General features: G+C 54.5%; 23 protein-coding genes and 5 pseudogenes. 6 read left to right on the top strand and 22 right to left on the bottom strand.

Features of this window, described 5'->3' with window-relative positions:
• Positions 1-137 precede the first annotated feature (137 nt).
• The 3 genes from TMS3_RS24190 (at position 138) to TMS3_RS24180 (ending at position 1483) form a co-directional block, all read left to right on the top strand.
• Positions 138-425: a type II toxin-antitoxin system TacA family antitoxin gene (locus tag TMS3_RS24190; protein WP_025167865.1), complete on the top strand. Its 288-nt coding sequence runs from the start codon at positions 138-140 to the stop codon at positions 423-425.
• Entirely contained in the window at positions 422-922 is a 501-nt protein-coding gene (locus TMS3_RS24185; protein ID WP_029866612.1) for a GNAT family N-acetyltransferase, read from the top strand. The genes TMS3_RS24190 and TMS3_RS24185 overlap by 4 nt, the downstream gene beginning before the upstream one ends.
• Before the next feature lie 189 nt (positions 923-1111).
• On the top strand, positions 1112-1483 hold the full coding sequence (locus TMS3_RS24180; protein WP_025167863.1) for a DUF3742 family protein: 372 nt from the start codon (positions 1112-1114) through the stop codon (positions 1481-1483).
• A gap of 34 nt (positions 1484-1517) precedes the next feature.
• Here the strand turns inward: TMS3_RS24180 and TMS3_RS24175 are convergent, their stop codons facing one another.
• The 6 genes from TMS3_RS24175 to TMS3_RS26175 form a co-directional block, all read right to left on the bottom strand.
• Positions 1518-3041 (bottom strand): conjugal transfer protein TraG N-terminal domain-containing protein, encoded by a 1524-nt coding sequence (locus tag TMS3_RS24175; RefSeq protein WP_025167862.1) that lies wholly within the window; start codon positions 3039-3041, stop codon positions 1518-1520.
• Complete coding sequence (locus tag TMS3_RS24170; RefSeq protein ID WP_025167861.1) at positions 3038-3403, bottom strand: hypothetical protein; 366 nt, start codon at positions 3401-3403, stop codon at positions 3038-3040. The genes TMS3_RS24175 and TMS3_RS24170 overlap by 4 nt, the downstream gene beginning before the upstream one ends.
• 10 nt (positions 3404-3413) lie before the next feature.
• Positions 3414-4772 carry an integrating conjugative element protein gene (locus TMS3_RS24165; protein ID WP_025167860.1) on the bottom strand — a complete coding sequence of 453 codons (1359 nt, stop codon included), beginning with the start codon at positions 4770-4772 and terminating at the stop codon, positions 3414-3416.
• Between the two features lie 23 nt (positions 4773-4795).
• Entirely contained in the window at positions 4796-5734 is a 939-nt protein-coding gene (locus TMS3_RS24160) for a TIGR03756 family integrating conjugative element protein (RefSeq protein WP_025167859.1), read from the bottom strand.
• On the bottom strand, positions 5731-6159 hold the full coding sequence (locus TMS3_RS24155; protein WP_025167858.1) for a TIGR03757 family integrating conjugative element protein: 429 nt from the start codon (positions 6157-6159) through the stop codon (positions 5731-5733). Before TMS3_RS24155 ends, TMS3_RS24160 begins: the two co-directional genes overlap by 4 nt.
• A gap of 594 nt (positions 6160-6753) precedes the next feature.
• On the bottom strand, positions 6754-6990 hold the full coding sequence (locus TMS3_RS26175; protein ID WP_160321049.1) for a hypothetical protein: 237 nt from the start codon (positions 6988-6990) through the stop codon (positions 6754-6756).
• A 38-nt stretch (positions 6991-7028) separates the two neighbouring features.
• Between TMS3_RS26175 and TMS3_RS24895 the strand changes: the two are divergent.
• Positions 7029-7193, top strand: a pseudogene (locus tag TMS3_RS24895) (transposase); the annotation flags it as partial.
• Positions 7194-7424: 231 nt separating this feature from the next.
• Positions 7425-8057 (top strand): annotated as a pseudogene (locus TMS3_RS24145) (IS21 family transposase); the annotation flags it as partial.
• 122 nt (positions 8058-8179) lie between these two features.
• Here TMS3_RS24145 and TMS3_RS24140 read toward each other — a convergent pair.
• The gene (locus TMS3_RS24140; RefSeq protein ID WP_055725699.1) at positions 8180-8398 is read right to left on the bottom strand and encodes a site-specific integrase; all 219 of its coding nucleotides are present in this window, start codon (positions 8396-8398) and stop codon (positions 8180-8182) included.
• Between the two features lie 49 nt (positions 8399-8447).
• Here TMS3_RS24140 and TMS3_RS24135 point away from each other — a divergent pair.
• Positions 8448-8651 (top strand): annotated as a pseudogene (locus tag TMS3_RS24135) (hypothetical protein); the annotation flags it as partial.
• Between the two features lie 86 nt (positions 8652-8737).
• Here TMS3_RS24135 and tnpC read toward each other — a convergent pair.
• The 15 genes and pseudogenes from tnpC to TMS3_RS24070 all read right to left on the bottom strand — a co-directional run.
• Positions 8738-10090, bottom strand: a pseudogene (gene tnpC, locus TMS3_RS24130) (IS66 family transposase); the annotation flags it as partial.
• An 18-nt stretch (positions 10091-10108) separates the two neighbouring features.
• Complete coding sequence (gene tnpB, locus TMS3_RS24125; RefSeq protein WP_020798857.1) at positions 10109-10468, bottom strand: IS66 family insertion sequence element accessory protein TnpB; 360 nt, start codon at positions 10466-10468, stop codon at positions 10109-10111.
• A 68-nt stretch (positions 10469-10536) separates the two neighbouring features.
• Positions 10537-11205, bottom strand: coding sequence for a DUF1302 family protein (locus TMS3_RS24120; RefSeq protein ID WP_025167853.1), 669 nt, complete (start codon positions 11203-11205; stop codon positions 10537-10539).
• Between the two features lie 223 nt (positions 11206-11428).
• The gene (locus TMS3_RS24115; RefSeq protein ID WP_025167852.1) at positions 11429-11782 is read right to left on the bottom strand and encodes a hypothetical protein; all 354 of its coding nucleotides are present in this window, start codon (positions 11780-11782) and stop codon (positions 11429-11431) included.
• A 524-nt stretch (positions 11783-12306) separates the two neighbouring features.
• The gene (locus tag TMS3_RS24110; protein ID WP_235576681.1) at positions 12307-13659 is read right to left on the bottom strand and encodes an OmpP1/FadL family transporter; all 1353 of its coding nucleotides are present in this window, start codon (positions 13657-13659) and stop codon (positions 12307-12309) included.
• 189 nt (positions 13660-13848) lie between these two features.
• Positions 13849-14955, bottom strand: a complete 1107-nt coding sequence (locus TMS3_RS24105) for an NAD(P)-dependent alcohol dehydrogenase (protein ID WP_025167850.1) — start codon at positions 14953-14955, stop codon at positions 13849-13851.
• Between the two features lie 186 nt (positions 14956-15141).
• Positions 15142-16191 carry a 2Fe-2S iron-sulfur cluster-binding protein gene (locus TMS3_RS24890; RefSeq protein WP_083491840.1) on the bottom strand — a complete coding sequence of 350 codons (1050 nt, stop codon included), beginning with the start codon at positions 16189-16191 and terminating at the stop codon, positions 15142-15144.
• 184 nt (positions 16192-16375) lie between these two features.
• Positions 16376-17470, bottom strand: a complete 1095-nt coding sequence (xylM, locus tag TMS3_RS24095; protein WP_025167848.1) for a xylene monooxygenase subunit XylM — start codon at positions 17468-17470, stop codon at positions 16376-16378.
• A 27-nt stretch (positions 17471-17497) separates the two neighbouring features.
• Complete coding sequence (locus TMS3_RS24090) at positions 17498-18964, bottom strand: benzaldehyde dehydrogenase (RefSeq protein ID WP_029866607.1); 1467 nt, start codon at positions 18962-18964, stop codon at positions 17498-17500.
• Positions 18965-18992: 28 nt separating this feature from the next.
• Complete coding sequence (locus tag TMS3_RS25730; RefSeq protein WP_025167846.1) at positions 18993-19598, bottom strand: zinc-binding dehydrogenase; 606 nt, start codon at positions 19596-19598, stop codon at positions 18993-18995.
• Positions 19599-19640: 42 nt separating this feature from the next.
• A pseudogene (locus TMS3_RS26140) lies at positions 19641-20039 on the bottom strand (alcohol dehydrogenase catalytic domain-containing protein); the annotation flags it as partial.
• An 18-nt stretch (positions 20040-20057) separates the two neighbouring features.
• A complete protein-coding gene (locus tag TMS3_RS24080; RefSeq protein ID WP_025167845.1) occupies positions 20058-20552 on the bottom strand; it encodes an aromatic-ring-hydroxylating dioxygenase subunit beta in 495 nt (164 codons plus the stop codon).
• Entirely contained in the window at positions 20549-21877 is a 1329-nt protein-coding gene (locus tag TMS3_RS24075) for a Rieske 2Fe-2S domain-containing protein (protein ID WP_025167844.1), read from the bottom strand. Before TMS3_RS24075 ends, TMS3_RS24080 begins: the two co-directional genes overlap by 4 nt.
• An 82-nt stretch (positions 21878-21959) precedes the next feature.
• Positions 21960-22292 carry a non-heme iron oxygenase ferredoxin subunit gene (locus TMS3_RS24880; protein ID WP_083491838.1) on the bottom strand — a complete coding sequence of 111 codons (333 nt, stop codon included), beginning with the start codon at positions 22290-22292 and terminating at the stop codon, positions 21960-21962.
• A 14-nt stretch (positions 22293-22306) separates the two neighbouring features.
• The gene (locus tag TMS3_RS24070) at positions 22307-23251 is read right to left on the bottom strand and encodes a catechol 2,3-dioxygenase (protein ID WP_025167843.1); all 945 of its coding nucleotides are present in this window, start codon (positions 23249-23251) and stop codon (positions 22307-22309) included.
• Positions 23252-23273 lie beyond the last annotated feature (22 nt).

Raw genomic sequence — 23273 nt, 5'->3', positions numbered from 1 at the left:
AGTGCTGGCGAAGGTTGCCACGCTCTTTGAGTGAGCCGAAGAAATAGCTGTGGCCTGTCACGCTGCGAGCATTGAAAAAAGGCACCGATTTGACGTACAATTTCTAGCATTGCCCACATCGATGAAGGGTCTTTACCATGAGCGCAGCTACAGACACCAAACAGGATCGTATCAATCTCCGGTTGAAACACAGTGCCAAGCAGGCGCTGGAGCGCGCTGCAGGCTTTGAAGGCAAGACCGTCAGCAATTTCATCCTGACCAGCGCACTGGCACATGCAGAAAAAACCATTCATGAACACGAAGTCATGAGCTTGAATAACCGAGACGCCGAAGCCTTCTTCGATGCACTGGCCAAGCCGATCCGCTTCAACAAAAAACTGGCAGCCGCCTTCGAGGAACATGATCAGCGCGTCACCAGTAAATGACCGATTATTCGAATCTGGTCATACGGCCGCTGGATAGTAACCACGACAGGTCTGGATTCCATTGCGGTGTGGCCTCACTGGATAACTACATTCAAAAGCAGGCCCGTCAAGATGTGAAACGCCGAGTCAGCCGGGTGTTCGTGGCAACCGCGGCGGAGCAGCCAAATAGTATTGTGGGCTACTACACGCTCTCCACCCTGTCGATTGAACTCGGCCAGTTGCCTAACGCCCTCGCGCGTAAACTTCCCCGACATCCTGTTCCAGCAGCACTGCTTGGCCGGTTAGCTGTAGGGCAAGCGGCTCAGCGTCATGGCGTGGGGAAAATGTTGCTGGTCGATGCCATCAAGCGAACGCTGGCTGTCAGCGATGAGATCGCGATTTACGCCATGGTAGTCGACGCCATCAATGATCGAGCCCAGTACTTCTATGAACAATTCGGTTTCTCGCCTCTCGGTTCAGGAAACCAGCGTTTGTTCCTGCCACTCAAATCCATCTGAATCTATGGTGAAGGGAGTTGGTCGAATGGTCTTGGCGTATGTTTTCGCCCCGTTGGGCTTCAAACCCCTCGTCCAGGCCATGGAGCGCGTGGGGCTGCAGGGGAATATCGTAAAATTTGCGTTTGGCTTGTTGAAAATCACGATGGTCATGCTATTACTCGTCGTACTTGCCGTGGGAGGAAGGTAGTCATGGCCAATAACGTAGCAACCAAAGGATTCGCCTATCGCCTGGGGCATGGTCTGGGGGCCGTCATCGCTTGCCTGCGCGCAGGAGAGCAGCGGATGCTGGCCTCTGCGGGCAGGGTCGGAACTCCCGTTATGTTCCTGCTCAAGCTTCTGTTTTTGGCCCTAAAGCTGGGGGTTGTTGCCACTTTGTTTGTTGTGCTGCTGCCTGCGTTTTCCTGGCTAGCCGCCATGGCATTTGCTCTTCTGGTTGGCGGGGCGTTCCTCTACTTCCTTGCGCATGGGAACTCCTCCGGGGAGGTTCCATACGGTAACGATTATGGCCCTGAAGGGTACGGCTACTATTGCGCGGGCCACAGGGTTGATGACGATGATTGAGAGGCCCAGCTTCTTCAGCTGAGCCTCTCCTCGGTTACATCAGTTTTCTCTTTGCTACGTTCGCGGCTTCGCTTCCCGCCTGCTTCACGTCTTTAGTACCGCTGGAGAGTCCTTCCAGTACGCTACCGACACTCATTCCAGCCCACCCCAACGCTGTGATCCAAAGCATTGGCAGAATGATGAACATGGTCGCCATCACGAAATTCAGGATGGCGTCCTGCGCAGCATTATCCAGGCCCAGGGCTGGGTTGAAGTTCTGGTACGGCGAGCCCGAACCATACATCGCGTCGAGAATAGTGCTGTCGATCCAGCGCGCGAGTTGAAACCAGAAGTCGACGAAGATTAGGGCGAAGAACACCACGGTCATGGTCATCGCAACCTTGAGCTGGTACGCACCGACGATCAGTACCAGTGGGATGCAGATGACCATCGCCATCTTCAGAAAGGCCATGACCATCGGCAGGGCCTGCCGGACCATATCCATCGCCGGGAAATAGGCAAGTGAACCGAGCGCGATGCCAACGTAACCCGCGGCACGCGAAGCTCCGTTGGTCAGGCTGGTCTGTTGTCCACCGACCTGGCCGCCATAGTCCGAGTACACGGCTCCGTCGATCTGCTGCCTCGGGGCAACGATCTGCCTGATGACCGACTCCTGAACCTGGTCGGTTGACAGCCAGTTCGCCCAGCCCAGGAATCGGGTCATCAGGTCGGGATCGATCTGCTCCACAATCCTATCCTGCAATCCGATGCCGCTATCGGACCACCACTGCTTGCACGTTGGGTAGCCGCCACCGTCGGCGGTTTTGGCGAGGGTGGCGTCACGCGTTTCGTCGTATGGCCAGGCGGTCCTCGGCGTTCGGGAGTAGTCGGTGTCGTAATAACCCCGAGTGTTGAGGAAAAACCTCGAACCGATCCAACTGAGATACTGGAGGGTTGTGGGGTTGTCAGCCGCCGAGCCCAGGTCGGGCTGTCTCATGAAGAACCGCGCGCGCGAGGGGCCATAGCAATCGCGGCTGAAGTCGGCCAGCTCCTGTGCCAGCAGCGGGTTGTTGATGCGGGTGCTGTTGACCTCCATGCGCAGCTGACGCAGGTCGGTTCCGCAGGGAATGGCGGCAACGGCGCCGCTGGTGGTGGCCTTGGACAAGCCGTGCATGAATGCCCACCAGATCGGCATCTGCGCACTTTTGCCGTTCAGAGCGCTGAATGAAGTCTCCCAGCCGGTCGAGGAGGGTGCCGGCAGTAGGAATTGACACTGCTGCGCCCGACTCTGGTCGAACTGGAGGGTGCTGAGGCTGACATTGACCACGGGAATACCGCAGAGCGCCACGACCACGTAACCCACGTAGATGTGGGTTTCGATGCGGGCCAATGACAGCACCCCTTTGTTGCCTTCGTCAGCGCCTTCGCCGCGGACTTTCAGCCACTCCCTGACGATGATGATGCAGAACGGCACCGCGAACAGCCCGCTGTCCGCAATCATGTCCCAGATGCCGTTGTTGATCAGCCAGCCCGCCAGGGTGAGGTAATACTCCAGGTAATCGTTGGTGTAGAAGGTCATACGGCCTCCGTCCACCGCAATGCGGCTTTGCTCAGCTCGATAAGCAATACCAGGAGTACGACCATCACCTCGACGCGGATCAGGCGATTGCGGGCTGGACCAGGTGCCGGCCTCGGCAGGCGCGCCTTGAGCTGGAGCCAAAACATGACCAGCACGGTATACAGACAAAGGCGCCAGGCGAGCAGGATCCAGTAGTTTTCTACGCGCCACTGCTGCCACTGCTCGACGCTGCCGAAGAAGTGCATGATCACTGTGCCCAGCAGCACCGCCAGGATGCTGAGGAGGACGATCATGCCCAAGCTGGCCAGCAGCCACACGACAGCCCGGCGAGCTGTAAAATGCGTTTTGGTTGCTTCTCCCATGACTGGCTCCTTATTGTTCGCTGACCGGCTTCTGCAACTGGTTCAGGCGGTCGGCTCCCACGTCCCCCTGGAACACGCCTCTGGAGGCATCAGTCCGAGACCGAGCACGTTCAACGATGGTCATCGGGGAGTTGCCCGCGAGTTCGCGATGGAGTTCCAGTTCGAGCTTGAGGTTGTTAATTTCCTGCTGCAGGGCTTCGCGTTGCTTCTCCACTGCCTGGGTGGCGAGGCCATTTGCCGCGACATTGGGTTCCTTGCTTCCGGTAAACAGCATCTTGAGCAAGAGAAGCCCCTTTTCCAGGATGTCGGAAAGCGCCACTTCGGATGCCAAGCGTCGTGCGAGCACGTCTTGGTCGGCCTCATCACGTAAAGCGACCACGACACCTCGGGTGATGGGCAGCAGGTTGCTCCCGGCGGCCGCCAGGTTTTGCTCCGAAATGCTTTTGCTGCCGGTAAGCAGCTCCTGGAGAGCCTGCAGCTTGGTGTCGTAGGTTTCCTGGATCAGCGGGGACAGGCCGACGCCGGCGACCGTCACTGTCTTCGGGCAGCTGTCGCAGGTCTGCTGCTGTTGCTCGCCGAGTACCCGGGTTGCGAACGCAGTCGCTTCCTCGGGGGAAGACCACAGGTTGCACACCAGGCCGTTGATGCAGCTATCCTCGCTGATGCTCGAGGTGTCGTCGACTGGGCGACTGGTCAGCAGGTTGTACCCGGCCCTGGTCACGTCACCCACGATGCGAATGGGCTTCTGCCCAGATCCACCGGCTCGTTCGCCGCCGACCCACGTCACCCCATCATTGCCCCCGGTTCGCTCGACTTGATCGATTGCCGCGACCGCGTCGGAGTTCGAGGTCAAGGTTTTGCTCATGGCTTGACCTTCAGCCAGCTTCCCCCAACCCGTCTGTTCACCGGCGATATCGGCCATCTTGTCGGCGATCGCCCTGCAGGTGCCTTTGGACCGATCGAAGTCTAGGCGGGCCTGCAGGATGCCGTTGGTGATGAGGTTGTAGAGCGCAGGATTCGATCGCTGCAGGATCAGCGCCGGCAGTGAGGCGACCGCACTGGTCGCGTTCTGTACCACCGAGCTCATGATGTTCTGGAAGCCCTGGGTGGCGCCGTTGAGCTGGTTCTCCAGGGTGTTGCTCATGTTCATGTTTCCGCAGATGAGGTTGTTCTGCCAACCCACCCCCACAGCGATACTGTCCATGTTGCCGGCGCTGCCCATCGTTACCGCGTTGCCGCCACCGATGCTGTACAGCACGTCATCGCCGATGACGCTACCTGCAGATTCAACCTTGATGGGTTCTAGGGCCATGGCCAGCGAACTGCTCAGGCCGAAGACCAGTCCGAATGCCCGGGTGATGGTTTTCATGATGTGCTCCAGTCGCTTGGGAGTCATTGGAAGTCCACGCTGCCGAGGAAGATCTGGCCGCGTCGTTTGCAGCAGGAATAGGGGCGCCAGAGCGCCCAGGCGTAGCCGCCGTCCTGCGCCTGGATCTGCGGGCCGCTGTTGGGGAAGACGGCGCAGGTTTGACTTAGCGTGGGCGTGAGTTCCTGCCACTTGCCGGTGGAGGCATCGCTCTCGATCAGTTCGCCGGCCGGCCAATAGCCGTCTTGAGCCTGCGCGAGCATGGGCAGGTAGACATGCACCTGACCGGAACGTGTGGTGACGTCGCCGGCACGCTGGGCGATCACCGCGCCGGTCTTGTAGTCATCGCTCTGGTGGAGAAAGCCGCTGCGCGGGTAGACGTTCCCCCACAGGTCGCCGGACTGGGTGCTGCCGACCTCGCGTCGCCCCGGGGTGAGGGCTTCCGGGTACACCGACTCGGGAATCCCGTAGCGCCACGCGATCGGGTCCAGGGTGCTGAGCAGGTAGGGAACGTACGCCGTTGTGGCGCCCTTGCAGGTATAGCCTGAGCTGCTGGCGAACTGGCTGAAGACGTAGCCGCCAGGGTGACCGATGACATCGGCCTCCTTGAACTTGGCCATGTTGTTCTCAGCCACATGGTTGGTCGTGCCGTCGCCGCCGGCCTGGGCGGTCGAGGTGGGTGATCCCATGCCGGCGACTTCGGACCAGGGGTTCAAGCCGGTGTTCGAGTAGGCAGAAACAACCGCGTCGGGAATGTAGTGGCGGACCTTGGTCGAGGTCCTGACCTTGCAACCGAAGTTCGTGCAGAACAACCAGTAGCAGATGCCGACGACCTTGTACTCCAGGCACTGCGGGGAAAGCGTCGCCGAGACGATCGCGGCGGTGTTGATCGCGGCCGATGCCGAGAAGGCCAGGCTGAAGGTGAACACCAGCGAGAGCGGGCGCAGGACGTGATGAGGCTTCATCGCTGCATGCTCCTGGCTCGGTCGATCAGCCCGATCGCGGTGGCCACATCGGGCTCGCCGTACACCACGTACCTCCGATCGACTAACACGGCTGGAAGCTTCTCGACGCCTGCGCTCCAGGCATCAGCCACACCTTGCTGCGCCTTGGCCAAGTCGTCCTGGAGGCGCTTACCTTCAGGGTTGGCCAGGAAGCGCTGGGCTGCTGCTGTGGCTTGGCGAGGATCTGCCGGCAGGGAGCGAGACAGCTGCTCCTCGAGTCGTTGCTGTTCATCCAGGAGGATGACGCTCACGCTGAAGGGGGCGTTCACCGGGTGGGCCTGGTCCGTGACGACCCAGGTTTCGCCCTGGGCGAGAGTGCTGAATAAGAGGGTGGCGAGCGGCAACGGCCAGCGTCGCCGACGGCTGAGAGAGAGGGAGTAAGGCATGGCGCTGTACCTGGTGGGGATCCAGGTACAGCAAACCGGATGAGCGTTTCGGGTGCAGCAGGAAATAGGCACCAGGTCGCAGGCGGATTTTATGACCTGGGCGCTACGGTAGCGGCAGGGCCGCAGTCAATTTTCCGTGAACAGCAAATGCAACGCAGGCTAGCGGCTAGCCCTGGCCTATTCTTTCTCCTACTGTGTCAGGATTAATAGTAAAATAGGGCGGCCGGGGGACAGATGCCAAAGGCCATCGTCGTTGAGGATGATCAGCTAGAACATGCCGTAAGAGTTGCAGGGTGAGTAGTCCTGAGAATGGCATCCGGGATGCTGCCTTGCTGCTAGCCTGCTTTGGTACGGGTATGACCGTCACCGAGCTTTGTCGGTTGAAGGTGAGTGACTACCTGGGTGAAGACTGCGGGTTAATCCCTGCTTGGTGGGCGAGCAGGGTAAGCCTGACCCGCTGCGGGTGGATCTAGTTACACGCTTTCCAACCCGCTTCATGGTCGGTTCTGACGTGGTAGGTACCTTCGCGAGCCTGGGCGAGTATATGTCCGGGTCCGCTCCGTTCCTGGAGGCTCTGCCGCACGAGGTGGTGCATCAGGTTGCCTTGTCGAATTTCGTCTCGGTGCTTCCGGCTGAAAGATGACAGCAGATCCAGTAAGTACAGCCCCGGAACAGCACGGTTTTTTGCTTCCAAGGAAAAACATCCTCCATTACACCCGCTTGAAGCCACTTGCAGATAAGTCCGAGCATGCGCCGGTCTGCAATCCGGTGTCCCAGAAACATCAGCATCCATTCATGGTCGATCTCATCAAAGAACGTAAGTGCACCCATAAACTCCACCTTCAAATAATCCGAAGGCCAGCCAACCCAAAGAGTTCCTTGAATTCCTTCGGCAGATCGACCGCGCAACGCCTGCCGAGCTGGATCTGCATTTGATTCTGGACAACAGCTCGAATCACAAGACAGCCGCCGTCAAGGCGTGGCTGGAGAAGCATCCCCGTTTCAAGCTGCACTTCACGCCGACCAGCGCCTCATTGCGTATTTCGGCCCATCGTGACCGCACGTTTCGGCGCACCGTGACCGACCATTTCGCTAACGCGTGACCGCTCATTTCGCTAACAACGTGACCGCTTTTCGCCTGTTCCGAAACAGCCGGTCACGCCCTTACCGAAATGGCCGGTCACGTTGTTAGCGAAATACCCTCTACTCCGTTGCGCATGACCTGACCCGCCGCCACCCTCCGTCCCATTTCGGGGAATCGAAGGATGGCGGTGCAGCGAGTAGCCATGCGTAATATCAAAGAATGCCTGCGCCTCAAGTTCGAGGCCGACCTGTCCCACGAGAAAATCGCCCGTGCCTTGCAACTGTCAAAGGGCGTTGTCAGCAAGTACATCAAGGCGGCGCGCGATACCGGCATCGAGTGGCCCGCGCTGGCTCTTCTGGATGATGCGGCGCTCGGCGCCGCCCTGGTGCCCGCCGCCAAGGTCGTCCACACACGCGGCGACCGCGTGTTGCCCGACGTGATCACCTTGCACCGCGAACTACGTCGTAAAGGCGTGACGCTACAACTGCTGTGGGAGGAATACACCGCCGCTCATCCCGATCAGCCGACCTACCGCTACACCCAGCTCGTCGAGCATTACCGCAGCTACGCCCGCACCCTCAAGCGCTCGATGCGCCAGCAGCACCGCGCTGGCGAGAAACTGTTCATCGACTACGCCGGGCCAACATTGCCGGTGATCGGCGCCGCAACCGGCGAGATCAGCCAGGCGCATATCTTCGTCGCGGCCCTCGGTGCCTCGAACTACACCTATGCGTGCGCCACGCCGGGCGAAACTCAAGTGGACTGGCTGACGGCGTTGAGCCAGGCCCTCAGCTACTTCGGTGGTCTCCCCGAATGATTGTTTACGATTATGTAGCGCGCCACATAATCCGGCTTTTGTTCCCTTCGCCGTTATGTGGCACTGGCTCGGCAGCCCCAGGAATGATGGGGGCGCTCGAGCCGAGGGGCACATAATAATCAAAGGGAATCGAGCCATTTCAGCAAGTCGACGTCCCGGTGCCAAGCGCCTGCTTGGGAGGATGCCGCCGAGGATTGATCGGGTGGAGCGCACAGGGCGACGGCAGCCTCCTTGGTCCGGATGTTGATCTCAGCATAACGGTTCGTCGTCTCCAGACCGACGTGACCCAGCCAAGCCCGAATGACGTTGATTTCAACTCCGGCCTCAAGCAGGTGCATCGCTGCGGTGTGCCGCCTATGTCGCTGAAGACATAGCCGGCATACGACGGCCATGCACCTTCTGCAGGCCGGAGTGGACATCACCGTCATCGCACTATGGTTGGGCCACGAAAGCCCGGTCACCACCCACGGTTATGTCGAAGCCGACCTGGCCATGAAGGAACGTGCGCTTGCCACCATCGGCCCACCTGAAATCAAGCGCACGCGCTATCGTCCGACTGACGCCCTGCTGAAGTTTCTGGAAAGTCTCTGAAATTATGCAAAGTCGGCAGTGGTTGGCGGCCAGGCGTGCCGCCACCACTGCTGCATACCCGACATAATTTCCGACTGTGGATAATTGCGGCCGATGACGAAGGGCCGGATGGCCCGCTCGGCAGCGTTGTTGTCGATCGGCAGGTGTCCGGCCTCGATGTAGCGTTCAAGCCGGCTCCAGTTGCTCGCCAGGTAGTTCACCGCTTTGCCCAGGGCATTCTGCGCCGTGACCTGCGGCTGGGTTTTTTCCAACCAGGCTTTGGGTTGGGCAAGCAACGGCAGGCTGTGCTGCTGACGACCGTGGTGGCGTTGTTCATCGCTGACGTCCTTGAGTTCGCGCTCGATGCCGTAGAGTTTGTTGATCATCCCCAACGCGATGTCGGCGCGTCCGGTTTTGCCCTTCGGTTGCACCTTTTGCGCTTCGACGAATTTGCGCCGTGCATGCGCCCAGCAGGCCAGACGTTCAACACCCGACTGTGCGGCTACGGCGTTGTAGCCGGCGTAGTCGTCGGTCATCAAATAACCGCGATAGCCGGCAAGCAGGCGCAGTGGTACCTCCTGCGCACGGCTGGCGGTGTACTCGAAGAGGATCACCGGCTTGTTCGGCGGGCCGCCGGTTTGCACCCACATCCAGGAGTGGCTGCTCGGGTCTCGGTTGGGTTCTTTCAGCACCTGCACACGGGTTTCATCGCAATGGATCACCGGGCTGTCCAGCAGCTTGTCGCGCATCAGGTTGAGCAACGGTTGCAGCAGTTCGCCGCACTGGATCACCCAACGCGCCAGGGTCTGGCGGGGGATGTCGATGCCATGGCGGCTCAGAACCGTCTCGAAGCGATACAGCGGCAGGCCGTCCGCATACTTGGTGGTCAGCAGCATGGCCAAGACGCTGGGGCTGGCCAGGCTTTTCTCGATTAACTGCGCCGTCTTATCGGCGGTGACCGGCGCGCGTTCGCAGCCCTTGCAAGCGTAGGTTTTGCGGATGTGTTTGATCACCCGGATCTGCATCGGGATGATCTCCAGCTGTTCGCTGGTTTCCTCACCCATGACGTGTTTGCGGCAACCGCATTCGCAGGTCAGTTCGTGCTCGGGCAACTCGTGAATGACTTCGATGCGAGGCAGTTCGGCCGGCAGTGACTGGCGCTTACCACGCGGTTTGCTGACGGCGACAGGGCGCAGTTCGACCGTTTCGACGTCGTCCTGACCATCGCCATTGGGCTGCTCGGCCAGCACCTCGGCCTCGTTGAGCAAGGGCAATTGCGGCGACTCGGGATCGCTGGTCTGCTCGGACTTGCGGCCAAACAGGCGATCACGCAGCAAGGCAACCTGCTCTTGCAGTTGCGTGATCTTGCCCAGATTCGACTGACGCTCCAGCAGCACGTCAGACAGCAGCTGCTTGAGCGTTTCGGGGGCGTCAGGAAGGGTTTCGGGCACGGAAATCATGCCGTGGATTATACCGGTTCAGGTCACGAAACGCGGCGTCAAAACCTGATGCGGGCGGTTGCGCCACAGGTCAAAACCATCCAGCAGCCAGTTCAATTCCTGGACCGTCAGCACGATGGCTTCGTCTTGATCGTCAGGCGATGTTTTGAATCGCTCGGCATCAAGGCGCTTGAGCCACAGACAGAAGCCATTGCGCTCCCAGTACAAGATCTTCACCCGGTTACGCGACTTGTTGAGGAACACGAACAGCACCGGATCGAACACCGCCACCTTGATATCCAGCTCCACCAGGGCAGCCAAGCCGTCGATGGATTTTCGGAAATCCACCGGCTTGGGATAGAGATAGACTTTTTCGACTTTGGCGTCGGGGCGCATCATGGCGGCTGGCTCCAGAAAGAAATTGGAGCACAGCATTGGCTGGCCTGCGGATCATTTGAAGATGGGGTTTATGGAGCGCTTTCGATGTTGTTGCGCGAATAGTCGACCGGGTTGATCACGTCGAGCACGCGGAACAGGTCGGTGCGGCCCCAGATCACCTGCTGCTTGCCCAGGCGCCAGCTGAGGATGTCGCCGTTGGGCAGCGCATTGTCGAAGTCGGCATACAGCTCGCGGATGAAGTCCAGGCGCTCGTTGAACTCGGGGAAGCGCAGATCGTCGCTGCTGGCGTCCAGGTAGTCGTCGATGCAGCCGCGGCTGTCCTTGTCGCAGGGCCGCACCGGCACGCCGAAGGCCACGCCGCCACGGGTTTTGTGCAGGTTCTCGCCGAGTACGATCATGCCCTCGTTGGGGTTGCGCGCCTGGTCGAAGCCGAGCAGGGTGCCGGGCACCGTCAAGCCGCCACCGTGCGGCACGCTGTTGCCGGCCACGCTGTTTTCCAACTGGATGGCGCCCCCCGCGCCGCTGCCGTACTCACTGCTGTTGAGGTCGTAGACGCCGTCGTAGGTGCCACGGAAGGTGGCGTGGAAGGTGGCGTGGAAGGCGGTGTTGTTGAAATTCAGCTGGCCGAGGTCGCCGAACTTGCGGTCGGCGTTGACCTGCAGCGTGTTGCGGAATTTCGACAGGCCGACGCTATCGCGGGCGAAGGTGGCGTTCTCGACGAAACCGCTGACCTGCATCTACTCGTCGGCCAGGACCGCGGCCAGCGGGGTCAGGCTGCAGCCCGCCCCCGCCCCCGCCAGCGTGGCCAGGGTCCAGTGTTTCAGGCTTTTTCTTATTCTTGTCGGCGAGCAGTTCCACGTGCTGTCATTTGTCCTCCCCCCAACCGGACTGGCGACGCTGCAGGTCGCCGGCCCGGAGACTCAGTGATGGTACAGGGCCCCAAGCAGGGACCCGCCAGCCTCAGTAGGCGGCAAAAAACAGCACGACGACGCCGGCCAGCGCCAAGCCACCGTGACCCACGATCGCCCACCAAGGTTTGGCCTGGCGGAACAGCACGCCAAAAAACAGCGCCCCACCCAGAAACGCTGCGCCCAGCAGGCCCAGTGCCCAGACCGCGGCCTGCAGGAACGCGGCGTCGGGTCCGGCGCTATACAAGGCATAGCCCAGCGTCATGAGACCCGCCAAGCCCAGCCCGCCATGCCCCAAGCCGAACCATGAGGGATAACGCACCTTCATTGCCGACAGCAACCCGAAGAACAACCCGCCCGCAGCCGCCGCGGCCAACACCCAGAATGCCCACTGTATAAGTTCCATCGATTTATACTCAACTTGTTATGTTTTTTTAAGAATGACGGTCAGCACTCACCGCCCCCAAACCCCCCGCGCTATCGCACGATACAGTGTCGACGACAGTTGATGGTCTTGCTGTCGGCCTCACCCGTCGCCGGGTCATTGTCGTCTTTGTCCCTGCGATGACGCTCAGGCAGCATCTGCAACATATACGCAGTCGTCCTTTCAGCCCGCACCGAGGTGCCCGGATCGTCGCCCAGCAGCACGGCTTATCGTCCATAGCCCGAGTTGTGCAGAGCGTATCTCAGATTCCAAGCATGCCGACTTGGCTACTTCAACCAGCCCGCTTTTGGTATCGGAAGATCAAGCCGACAAAGATAGCGAATTACATCATAACTAGGGAAACGCTGAAGTATTCATGCTCTAGCCCGACAGCAGGCCTGGAAGCCACGGTTTCCGTGGGGACAACCAAGCGTAATGCGAATAAATCAGCGCTTCCCTAGCACGGCACATCAGTTTCTTCACTATGGGCGAATTTAAATCTACTATCAGAATGAATAATTATAGGCTATGACAAAATTATCTTGTGCTATGGACGACCTAACAGGAGATGACGTGTTGTAAGCCGATCGGTTGGTCATACTACGCTCGAAGGCGTGCGAGTATGCAGCATCAAATCTGCTCGATTTAGAGAAATTATAGCTAAAGCCTAAGGAGGCATGCTTCTGTAGAACTGCTGGAATCAGGGCAAGCAACCCCTCATCATTGAATGGCTGAGTAGCCTGACGGTATCCTGCTCGCACCGTTAAATTCTGGGTCGCGGCATACGAAGCGCCAATCGCCACTATCGTTTGATCCTTGGCGTTCTGAGGTAATTTCAGATCAACACCCCCAGCGTCACTAGTAAATCCCACCTCAATATCCTTCAAGGCATCCTTCCAGAAAACGCGAGACACATCTAAAGCGAGCAAAAACTTGTCAGTAACTTGATGACTCAAGCCCACATCAAGCTTGGCAGGTGAGTTAAAGTTTAAAAAACTAACCTCTCCGTCAATAGGCACATTTCCAATGATGCCATCCACCGCAGTAACAGTTCCTCGCCCTTTCAAATCATTCATATGACTCCTGAACATGTAAGATACACCCAAGTTTGTTGTGGGTGCCACCTTGTACAATAGACCTAACTTGCCTGAGTACCCCCAACCATCTGCGCCACTCGAAATTTCTTTGTTTTTGCTAACACTCAGATGCACACCACGCGGATCAGGTAAAGTACTGATCAACCCAATTAAGGAACCAGAGGCTCGTCCATTCTGAGCAAGGCTACCTAACTGGTTCATTCCAAGCAAATAATCAAGATTCAAACCAGTCCATTTCGCATCCAGCGATCCTCCGATGGAAAAACGATCATTAACCTTGAAACTTACAGCAAAAGGTATGTCAAGAATAAACAAACGACTCGCATTTTCGAGACCCGTATCAGCGCCGGCAGCATAACCCGTTCCACCAACATCGCTGCGCGACAAAAAGCTAGACTTTCCATATTCAACCCCTACACCAGCTTGTGCAAACATGCCAGCGCCAACAGTCCAGTTTGAAAATTTACGGGTAAAAGCAAGCTGAGGGGCAACATACGGACCTCTATTGTTAGAGTGCGTGCTTGATGACACCCTTTCGCCTGTAACACGATTCGAAGCACTGATATCAGTGGTAATGAAGTCGAACCCTAGCAACACTTCACCTGTCGCATCTGACAAATCCATTGTCGCTGGGTTAACCATCATTGACGCAGGCCCGACATAATGAGCAACAGCGGTCCCTCCCATGCCTCTCGAAACCGCACCAAAGCCCTCTAAAAACAAGCCGTCCGTCGCTAACGCATAGCATGAGGAAACACTCATAACCACGCCAACGATACTTCTATACAACATCTTAGATACCATAGCCTTCACCATTTGTTGTTATTTTACACCCCCCCCCCAAAAAAAACTGGGGGGGTGTAAGGGGGCGATGTTTTTCAAGGTGGTTGCCGCGTCGACCGTGTTTCAGGCCGCACATCACAACAGTGCACCAATCAGTATTTTATTATGCTAATTGGAAGAAATACGAAGCACCGGCTTAAGCGTTATTCCCTTTTCCGAATCCTCCGCCGCCTGATTAATCTGATCAAACGAATAGAACTTTACCAATTTATCAAACGGAAACTTTCCTTGACGATATAGCTCAACCAATCTTGGAATAAATATATCCGAAATAGATTGCCCCTCAACGATACCTCGAAGCTTACGATTAAACAGTAAAAAATTAATATCAACGGGAACTGTAGCCCCCATAGGTGGTGCGCCAACAATACCTATCTCACCACCTATGGCAGAGCTGAGAATCGCCTGCTCAAGCACGGAAGGCAAACCACTAGTTTCAAGCACATATGGAACGCCACCAGCACAGATTTCCTTAATCTTCTCAACTGGATCAGAACTTGCTGCATTAATCACGTGCGTCGCCCCAAGCTCATCGGCCAATTTAAGGCGATTCTCTTTGACATCGACAACGATGATTGTCGTACAACCCGCCACAACGGCAGCCATAACTGCCGAAAGGCCTACGGCCCCGGCACCAAAAATCGCAATAGAGGAACCTGCCGAAGGGTTAAGCGCATTAAGGACGGAGCCTGCACCAGTTTGAATACCACAACCAAGAGGCCCAAGGAGTTCAAGCGGGACGTCCTTCGTAACCTTCACGGTGTTGCGTTCGTAAGCCAGCGCATAGGTCGCAAATGAAGACTGTCCAAAAAAACTAGCTCCTACTTCCGATCCATCGTGTCCATGAATGGTGCATTCGCCTGTAACCGAGCGCCCCATAAAATTGGGGACGAACGAATTAGCACAACTGGTGGGATCACCGGAAAGACATGCTTCACAACGTCCACAGGTATAAAAAGTCAAGACAACATGATCACCTGGCTGAACTTTTTTAACCGCGGCCCCCACCTTCTCAACTACGCCAGCCCCCTCATGCCCAAAAACCATCGGTAGCGGAACCGGATAATGCTGATCGCGACAAACGAGATCCGTATGACACAATCCGGTCGCAACCAGTCGAACTAGGATTTGATCCTCTGTGGGCTCGTTAAGGATCACGTCCTCAAGTATGAATGGACCATTTTTTTGACGGACAACTGCCGCTTTGATCTCCATTTGAATCTCCTCTTGTAATTATCAAGAACTTCACCAGACTTCACACACAAGAACTAAGTATTTCCTTATCAATCACTCACCGCTGAGTAACTGTCTTACATCACCTCGAACGATCCCCTCACGGGCAAAGTCAGATTGAGCTAGAGCTTTTGCCGGATGAATTATTTTGTCTACAGGGCATCCCCCTCATACTGGGGGGCGGTTATAGAATCGATCTGCATATATACATTCGCGCGCCACACCAAGTCGAAGAAGCTCGGACTCCGCCGCGTCCACCATCGGCGGAGGCCCACAGAGGTATCCTTCACACGGCCGTCCCTGTAAGAACTCCTGAAAATGTTCGGTTACCATGCCACGCTTTCCTTTCCAAGAGGACGTAGCGGGTTCTTCGGACAGCACTGGAATAAGCTCGAAACGTCCGATCCAATCTCGCTGCAGCGCTTTTATTTCATCAAGGCAATACAGATCACGCTGCTGACGCGCGCCAAAAAACAAGAAAACGACACGCTCACGTTGGGTTTCAGTCATGCTCTGTAAAAGACATTTAATTGGCGCGAGACCCGTTCCACCAGCTACGCAGACCATCACGGCATCACTCTCGTGGAGTCCAAACTGTCCATAGGGGGCCCGCAGGGTTATTGTAGTCCCGGTTCGATCATAACCAAATAACCAACCACTGAAGACCCCACCCGGAACGAGACGGATATGGAAACTTAGGGAACCTTCGGATTGAAAGGGTGACGAAAACGAATAGCTCCTTACAACAGATAACTCGGGACATTCAATATCTGCATACTGGCCAGGATGAAAAACTATTGGATTTTCCGGCACCACAGTTAATTCGATCACATCGTGCGCCAGTCTTTTCTGCCCACTAATCAGTGCTCTGGTTTCTTTCGGAACAATTGCCCTTCCAAGTACTGTGTCCAGTTCGATTTCTAGATCTTCTTTGGGTATGGATTGGCAACCCAAACGGTATCCGGATTGGTACAGGTCACCACTCAGTCCCATAGCAGAAGATGCCAGCTCGCTTATCTTCCCAGAGACTAACTTATATTTACATGCACCACAGGTTCCAACTTTGCAATCATGTGGAAAGGCTATTCCATTATGCAAAGCACTTTCGAGAACCGTCTGACCTCGAGGCACCTTGAACTCAACCTTTTGCCCTTTCACTGAAACATTAGACTCCCGTGGAGGTGCAAATAATCCAGTAATTTTCTTTAACAAGCTCATTCAGAAATCCATCGCTAAGTTTGGTAACCCGTGTACTTGCAAAACGCCTAAACAATAGTTAACCCTGGGCTTTTTCAGGAAGACCTGGAAACACATTTTCTAAAAAAAGACCGTAGAATCCTTTCGTACCAAGTGCTCATCTACGGTCTTAATCAGCAATAATGCCGAATTTCGGCTGCTTTAATCAGCTAGTTACCTGGTCCACCCACAGTGGCCATCCCGCTTTTTTATTAGCAGCCATAGCCAGTTCGCGTTCACCTGGAGTTGCGTACCGCTGGTCCCAGTCCTTCAACTTTGGTTTTGCAATGAGAGCGAACCAAAGAGGCGGAATAAGCCCTAGAAGGAAACACACGAAGAGCGAAGGCATCTGCGGGGCTTCTTTTTCCGGACGCAACGCATAAAACCGTGTATAGCCATTAATATGATGATTGATATGGTTAGTAATTTCGCAACCCAGCGGGCGCACAATTGTTCCCATATGATTCCACGCGTGGTGCAGGAGGATAGGCTGATCTAGATCGCGTACTAATCCATAGTGCTGAAAGTAATTAAAAGCCTCGACTATCCCTTTCGCAATAATCATCGAAGCAATCGTAACCAACCCTAAAGTTGGCCCTCCCAAATAAGCAACCAGGCCAGGCAGAGCGAGCAGGAGTGCGACATATTGATATGTTTTGTTGGACAAATTCCACGGTGACTGTCCTTTTCTACGTAAAATTTCAGCCTCAATCTTTATCGCATCTTTGACGGAGCCAACTGTTGCATCGATCACGAAACCGTAAATTGTCTGACCACGGCACGCAGTATCGCTATCGAGAGGCGAATCTAGGTAAAGGTGATGCGTGTTGACATGGGCAATGTCTCGGTTAGGATCACCATAAAACGTAGCCAATAGCTGCGCCATTTTCCGAGGCAACCAGTGGCGACGATGCATCAACTCATGTGAAACCGGAAGAGTTGGCACACCACTAAGCCAGGCCAAAGAAATAATACACCCCAGCACTTGTAATGGCTCACTAAGGTCGACACGTCCGTTTTGAACTCCGAAAATAAGGAGCCCATATAGACCAATCATTAATGGTAACTGCAAATACTGGGTAAGGTCTGCGAAAAAGGGACTTACCTTTCTGGCCGAAAAATCCTTCGGCAAAATGACATCAAGCACCATCAGCACAGGGAATGTTGCCGCCCCAAGCCAAACCCAGTAGCCACCATAGTAAAATCCGATTAGCCCGCAAGCAGTAACAGCAGGAATCAGGTAATAACGAAGCGTATCCATGTATCTCTCCTACTTATTATTGTCAACTCAGAAGGGGTAACTAGCTGGCTTTTCAACCATACTAATCCATTGAGATTGAGTAAATTCGTCAATACTTGCAGGTCCGCCAAACCGGCCACCGCTACCCGAAGCACCCATTCCTCCGAAAGGAACATGCGGCTCACAGTTAATTGGCTGATCATTAATATGGACCATACCGGTATTTAGACGCGTTGCGATGTCTAGACCAGTCGCCAACGCCCTAGTGTGAATAGATGCCGCCAGGCCATACTCCGAACAGTTTGCTAATTCAATCGCCTCTTCAATACTGTCAACTACAGTGATCGGAGCCACCGGGCCGAAAATTTCAGATTTGAAAACCTCCATCTCCGGCTTCACATCCATGATTACGGTAGCTTGGTAGTAGCGATCTTGATATGTACCTCCCGCCAAAACCTTAGCACCGGCCCTTTGCGCAGATTCGACGAGCGCGTGGACGCGAACTACCTGCTTATCATTGATGAGTGGGCCGAGATGCACTCGATCCGAGTTTGGATCCCCCACCACCAAGTTCTTGGCACGTAGCGCCAGTTTCTCTGCATATTGCTGAGCAACGTCCCTATGTACTAAATGACGTCCGGCAGCCATGCACACTTGGCCCTGATGCAAGAACGTACCCCAAGCAGCGCAGCTGACAGCCCCATCTAAATCGGCGTCAGGCAACACGATGTGGACATTGTTACCACCCAGTTCAAGCGCAACCTTTTTCAGCATTCTCCCGCATTTCTCTCCGATCAACCGGCCCACCTGTGTGGAGCCGGTAAAAGAAATCATGTTAATTCCAGAGTTCGCAACCATCGACTCTCCTACGTCCGCTCCACCAGGAAGAACGTGAAGAACACCTTCCGGCATGCCAGCGTCGGAAAAAATCTCGGCAATGAGCGCCCCCCCGGTGACCGCAGTCTGAAGGTCGGGTTTTAAGATCACCGCATTACCCAACGCTAAGGCCGGGGCTACCGAACGCATTGCTAAAAACAACGGGAAATTCCAAGGTGCAATTACACCAACCACGCCAACTGGAACGCGCTGACAAAGATTCATGCGCCCTGGAACTGCCGATGGAAACAACGTACCGTTAGGCAAAGAAGCTAAACCCGCAGCTTGATGCATTTGCTCATAGGCAATTCCGGCCTCCCATAAGCCCTTCGGACGAATTGCGCCGCATTCCCGCACGTTCCAATCGGCGAACTCATGTTCGCGCTCCTTTAGTTTTTCGGCAGCCTTGCGGACAATGGCGGCTCTTTCACTAAATGGTATTGCGGCCCATTCCTTTTGCGCTTTCTTAGCTGCGTTCACAGCAGCATCGACATCTTCGCCGTTAGCCACGCCCGTAACGCCAATAATGTTTCCATTGGACGGGTCGACAACATTAGCAACACCTCCCCGCGCCTCCACCCAATTAGAACTAAACACCTTCCCGTGCCAGTTAGGCTGCTCTTTTGTTTCCCGTATCATAATCCCGCCTCAACTCTAAAGTTATCAATTAAATACATGAGCCATTGGGCTCAAACAGGATTTTCAATGATTGACCATTAAGGGCCATTTCGAACGCATCCTCTGCCGCCGTTAGTGGCAATCTATGCGATACGAGTGAAGATAAATCAACACGCCCTGTAACGAGTAAGCTAGTTGAACGCTCCCATGTTTCAAACAGGCGCCTTCCATGTAGGCCACGTACAATAAGGCCTTTGAAAAGCCACTCCTCTAAGTTGAGCAAGATATCATGTGACGGGACGCCCATCAGGCGCAACTCACCACCATGAGTGATGGATTGAATAAGCTCCTTTAACGCCGTTGCTTGCCCAGAATAGTCTATTGCAACATCTACTCCTCTCTCTCCGAGCAGCGAACGCACAGTCTCATAAACGCTCTCTTCAGTTGCATTAATGCATTCATCCGCCCCCATTTTGGCTGCTGCAGTGAGGCGCAGAGGATGAACGTCCGTTGCAATGACCTTGCTTGCTCCCAATGCTTTGGCGGCTGCAATGTTCATAAGTCCGATCGGTCCGCAACCAGAAACAAGAACATTCAATCCCGAAACCCCGGAACCTTCCAGACTTGCATGTACCGCAAGTCCAAAGGGTTCCATCATTGCCGCCTGTAGCGGAGAGACTTCACGCGGTACCGGCCAACACACACTTTGCGGAACCACGACGAACGGAGCGAAGCCACCATCAAAGTCGACCCCTGGATAACGTGTATGGGGGCATACGTGCGCCCAACCGCGTCGGCACGTGTAGCAGACTCCACAAGGGAGATGGCTCTCCAAGCTGACCCGCATTCCGGGTCTTAGGCCCTTGACGTCAGATCCGACTTGCTCAACCACCCCGCTAACCTCATGACCGAGGATGGTTGGTAGTTTCATCCGTTTGGCAAATTCGCCCCATTTGTAGATCAGCAAGTCAGTACCGCAGATACCAGCTGCTTCGACTTTTACCAATACGTTGGTACCGTGAACCTCTTTCGGAGCGGGCACATCATCTACGGATAGCCCTCCATGCCCTGCTGTAGTTTTTCTTATCGCCAGCATTGCCTCACCCATATAATGTTAGATGTTATAGATGTCGAGTACGGTCGGAATCAAATCGTTCATTACAATAATCTTCTTGGCTCCAATGCGAAAACCACTACCATCTTCTAGAATTCGGTAATTGTAGGACCCGTAAAAGGTAGTGGTTTCTCCATTCCTAAAAGCATAACTGACCCAGTTTGCGGTTACTCCATACCCTTCGGATGCTTCAGTGATCTGGATATTACTAACGATATGACAGGTCCTGGGAAGCGGTGTCGATGCTGCGGATAGCCCGGTTCGGATTCTAAATACGCGATCTTCCAACCCACTACGGCTGCTATAAAAAATCAGAGACATTTCGCTTTGGGGGTCAGTTGTAGTTTCATACTCGGAGTCCCAAGCAGGAACCCAGAACTCTACCCCCTCGTCAAACAGCGACAGCCAGTTATCCCAGTCTCGGTCATCCAGGTAACGCAACTCTGCATAAATAAAATTCTGAACGCGAACCTGGGTTTCGAGCGCAATGGTCATGACAAGTCTCCTCCTTTAAGCCCCATTAGTTCAAGCCAACGGATATGCTGCGCCAAGAAAATGCCTTCATCATCAATTTTTGCACCGCTGCTTGCTGGACCAATGCCCAATTCCTTTGCGAGATCGTCAGGGCCTTTAATTTCTTGTGTCATACCCCTCGACATATCGCTCCAGCGAGCAACTGTATGTGCGCGGCATCCTTTCTGTACTTCAGAAAACTCAGTCAGGTCATCCGGGGTTGCCATTCCACTTGCATTAAAAAAATCTTCATATTGTCTAATTCGATGCGCCCGAGCCGCGGGCTCCTCCCCTTTAGGCGCAAAGCAATAGATCGTTACCTCTGTTTTATCGACCGCAACAGGTCGGAATACTCTGATCTGGCTGCTGGTTTGGTCCATAAAAAACACGTTGGGGTAAATAAGCAGATTCCTCAATCTACCGACAGCCCATTCCGCCTTGGCCTCACCGATACGCGCCTTGAGTTCATCTTTTACTGGAAAAAGAGGCCGGTCCTCAGGATTTGTCCAGTCCGACCAGATAATCGTGTGGCCATTTCCCAAGTCGTAGTAACCGCCTCGGGAATTTGGGAGGTCGCCTACATTCATGGCCTTGGTCTTTTGGCCCTTAGTATTGGAGCTCGCTCGATTTTGCAGCGTTTGAACGTAGTTCCCATGAACGCTGGCAACATGGTAGCCATCGACACCATTTTCAGCCTGAAGCTTCCAGTTGCCATTGAAAGTATAGGTTGACACTCCTTTAAGTACTTCCAATCCGTCAGATGACTGCTCCACCAAAATATCTATGAATGCCTTGGCGTCCGCGAGGTAATCCTCTATTGCCTCTGCTTCATCATTCAAAGTGACAAATATAAAGCCTTTGTAGTTCGCAACTTTTAAACGTCTTAGTCCTAACTTTTCTTTATCAAAGCCCTCGGGGTAGCCGCCATTCTCCTCATTCATCGGTGCCATTAAGGAACCGTTGTCGTCAAATGCCCAGCCGTGGAAAGGGCATACAAAGTTAGCACGCGTTCCTTTTGAAACGCGGCAGAGCGTTGCCCCCCGATGAGTACAAACATTTACAAAGGCATTAATTTCGCCCTTTTTGTTTCGGTTGATAATCACGGGCACACGCCCGACCCAACGGGTTACAAATGAGCGGGGCTTGGATATCTCACTTTCGTGGGCTGCGTACACCCATATCTTTTCCCAAATGCGGGAGAACTCGAGCTCAAAGAGCTCCGGATTCGTGAATATTTCGCGGCTAACCCGCCGTGGCCCAAATTCAGAGTGATCTAAAAATGGAAGATTATTTTCTAAATTCGTCATTCTTTTTACTCCACTACAATTAGCTGCAGGGCTTATTCAAAGATAAAGTTGGCATACCGCTTCAAAGCAAAGTTATTTAGACTTAATCTAAATCAGCCCAAACAGAATCATCGATAATCCGGACCGTATAAGTTTTGATTGGCACCGCACAAGGATACTTACAAGGCGCACCACTGCGGATGTCAAACGTGCCGCCATGAAACGGGCAGCTCACTTCTCCGTTCGAAAACACCTCACCATCCGACAGCGAAGCATCTCCGTGAGTACAAGTATCATCGATGACAAAGAACTCATCGCCCAATCGAAAGACTGCCACTGGGGGAGCTCCATTTCGATCAATCTTTACTCCAAAGTCTTCCTCTACCTCGCCACACGCAACCAGTTTTACCAAGTTCTGCTTTTCGATATGCCCCATAAGTCTCGGTCCCATCAAGTATATACGTCGGTGAAAGCAGGGTACGGTTCACCCGAATGAAATAGAATGCCGCGCCACAAACTGTCTTCGGTCCACGTGTTAACGGGACGATCCGGTTGCGCGAGGTAGCCCAACCCCGCAAATGTCTCATTTCTATTTCCACTCGGATCGAAGAAATAGACCGTCTCACCTCGTGTAATTCCATGCCGGGTCGGCGCGAGATCGATTTTGACCTTGTTTTTTGCCATTACATCGGCTGCTTTTAATACGTCATGCCACGAATCGAGAAAAAATGAAATATGATGCACGCCGGCACTCGGGCCAGGAAGAAATGCGATGTCATGCGGCTTAGTGGCTCTAAAAAGAAATGCTACCGCCTGAATAGATGCATCGGGTCCAACTACACCTTGCTCGCTTAAATAGAAATCCAGGCACCCCATGAAAAATTTCACATTATCGGCGACGTGGTTAATACCTGCCTCTGGATTTAATTCGCATACAAGTGCAATGTGATCAAGCCACTTAACACCCGCCCCTCTTATATTGTCTGGCCATGGGTCAGGATTAATTGAGCCTACCTCTGTTCCAACGCATTCTTTCTCCGCATAGAGCCTCAATTCGTGGCCGCTGGGAATCGTGAATCGCAGCATCCTTCCCATTGTTGGCAGCTCTCCTGCCGGCAACATGTCTGTGGTGATGCCGTATGATTCAATCCGCTGTTGGAGATGGTCCAGATCGCTATCTCTTTCAACTTTGTATGCGACATGGCACAACCCGGCTCGGTCGGATGGCGTCAAGATGAGCGAAAAATTATCCCACTCATCCCAACACTTCAAATATACGTTCCCTTCTTTATCCTCAAGTGTTTTTTTCATGCCAAGCACCAGCTCATAATGGTGAACTGCCTGCTTGATATCCATGACGTGCATGTTGACATGTCCAATCCGCATAACACCCATTTACGCTCTCTCCTTCATTATA

Origin of the sequence: Pseudomonas taeanensis MS-3 (assembly GCF_000498575.2) — a bacterium.
In the GTDB taxonomy this organism is placed as follows: Bacteria; Pseudomonadota; Gammaproteobacteria; order Pseudomonadales; family Pseudomonadaceae; genus Aquipseudomonas; species Aquipseudomonas taeanensis.
This window is presented reverse-complemented; position numbering and strand designations above follow the sequence as displayed.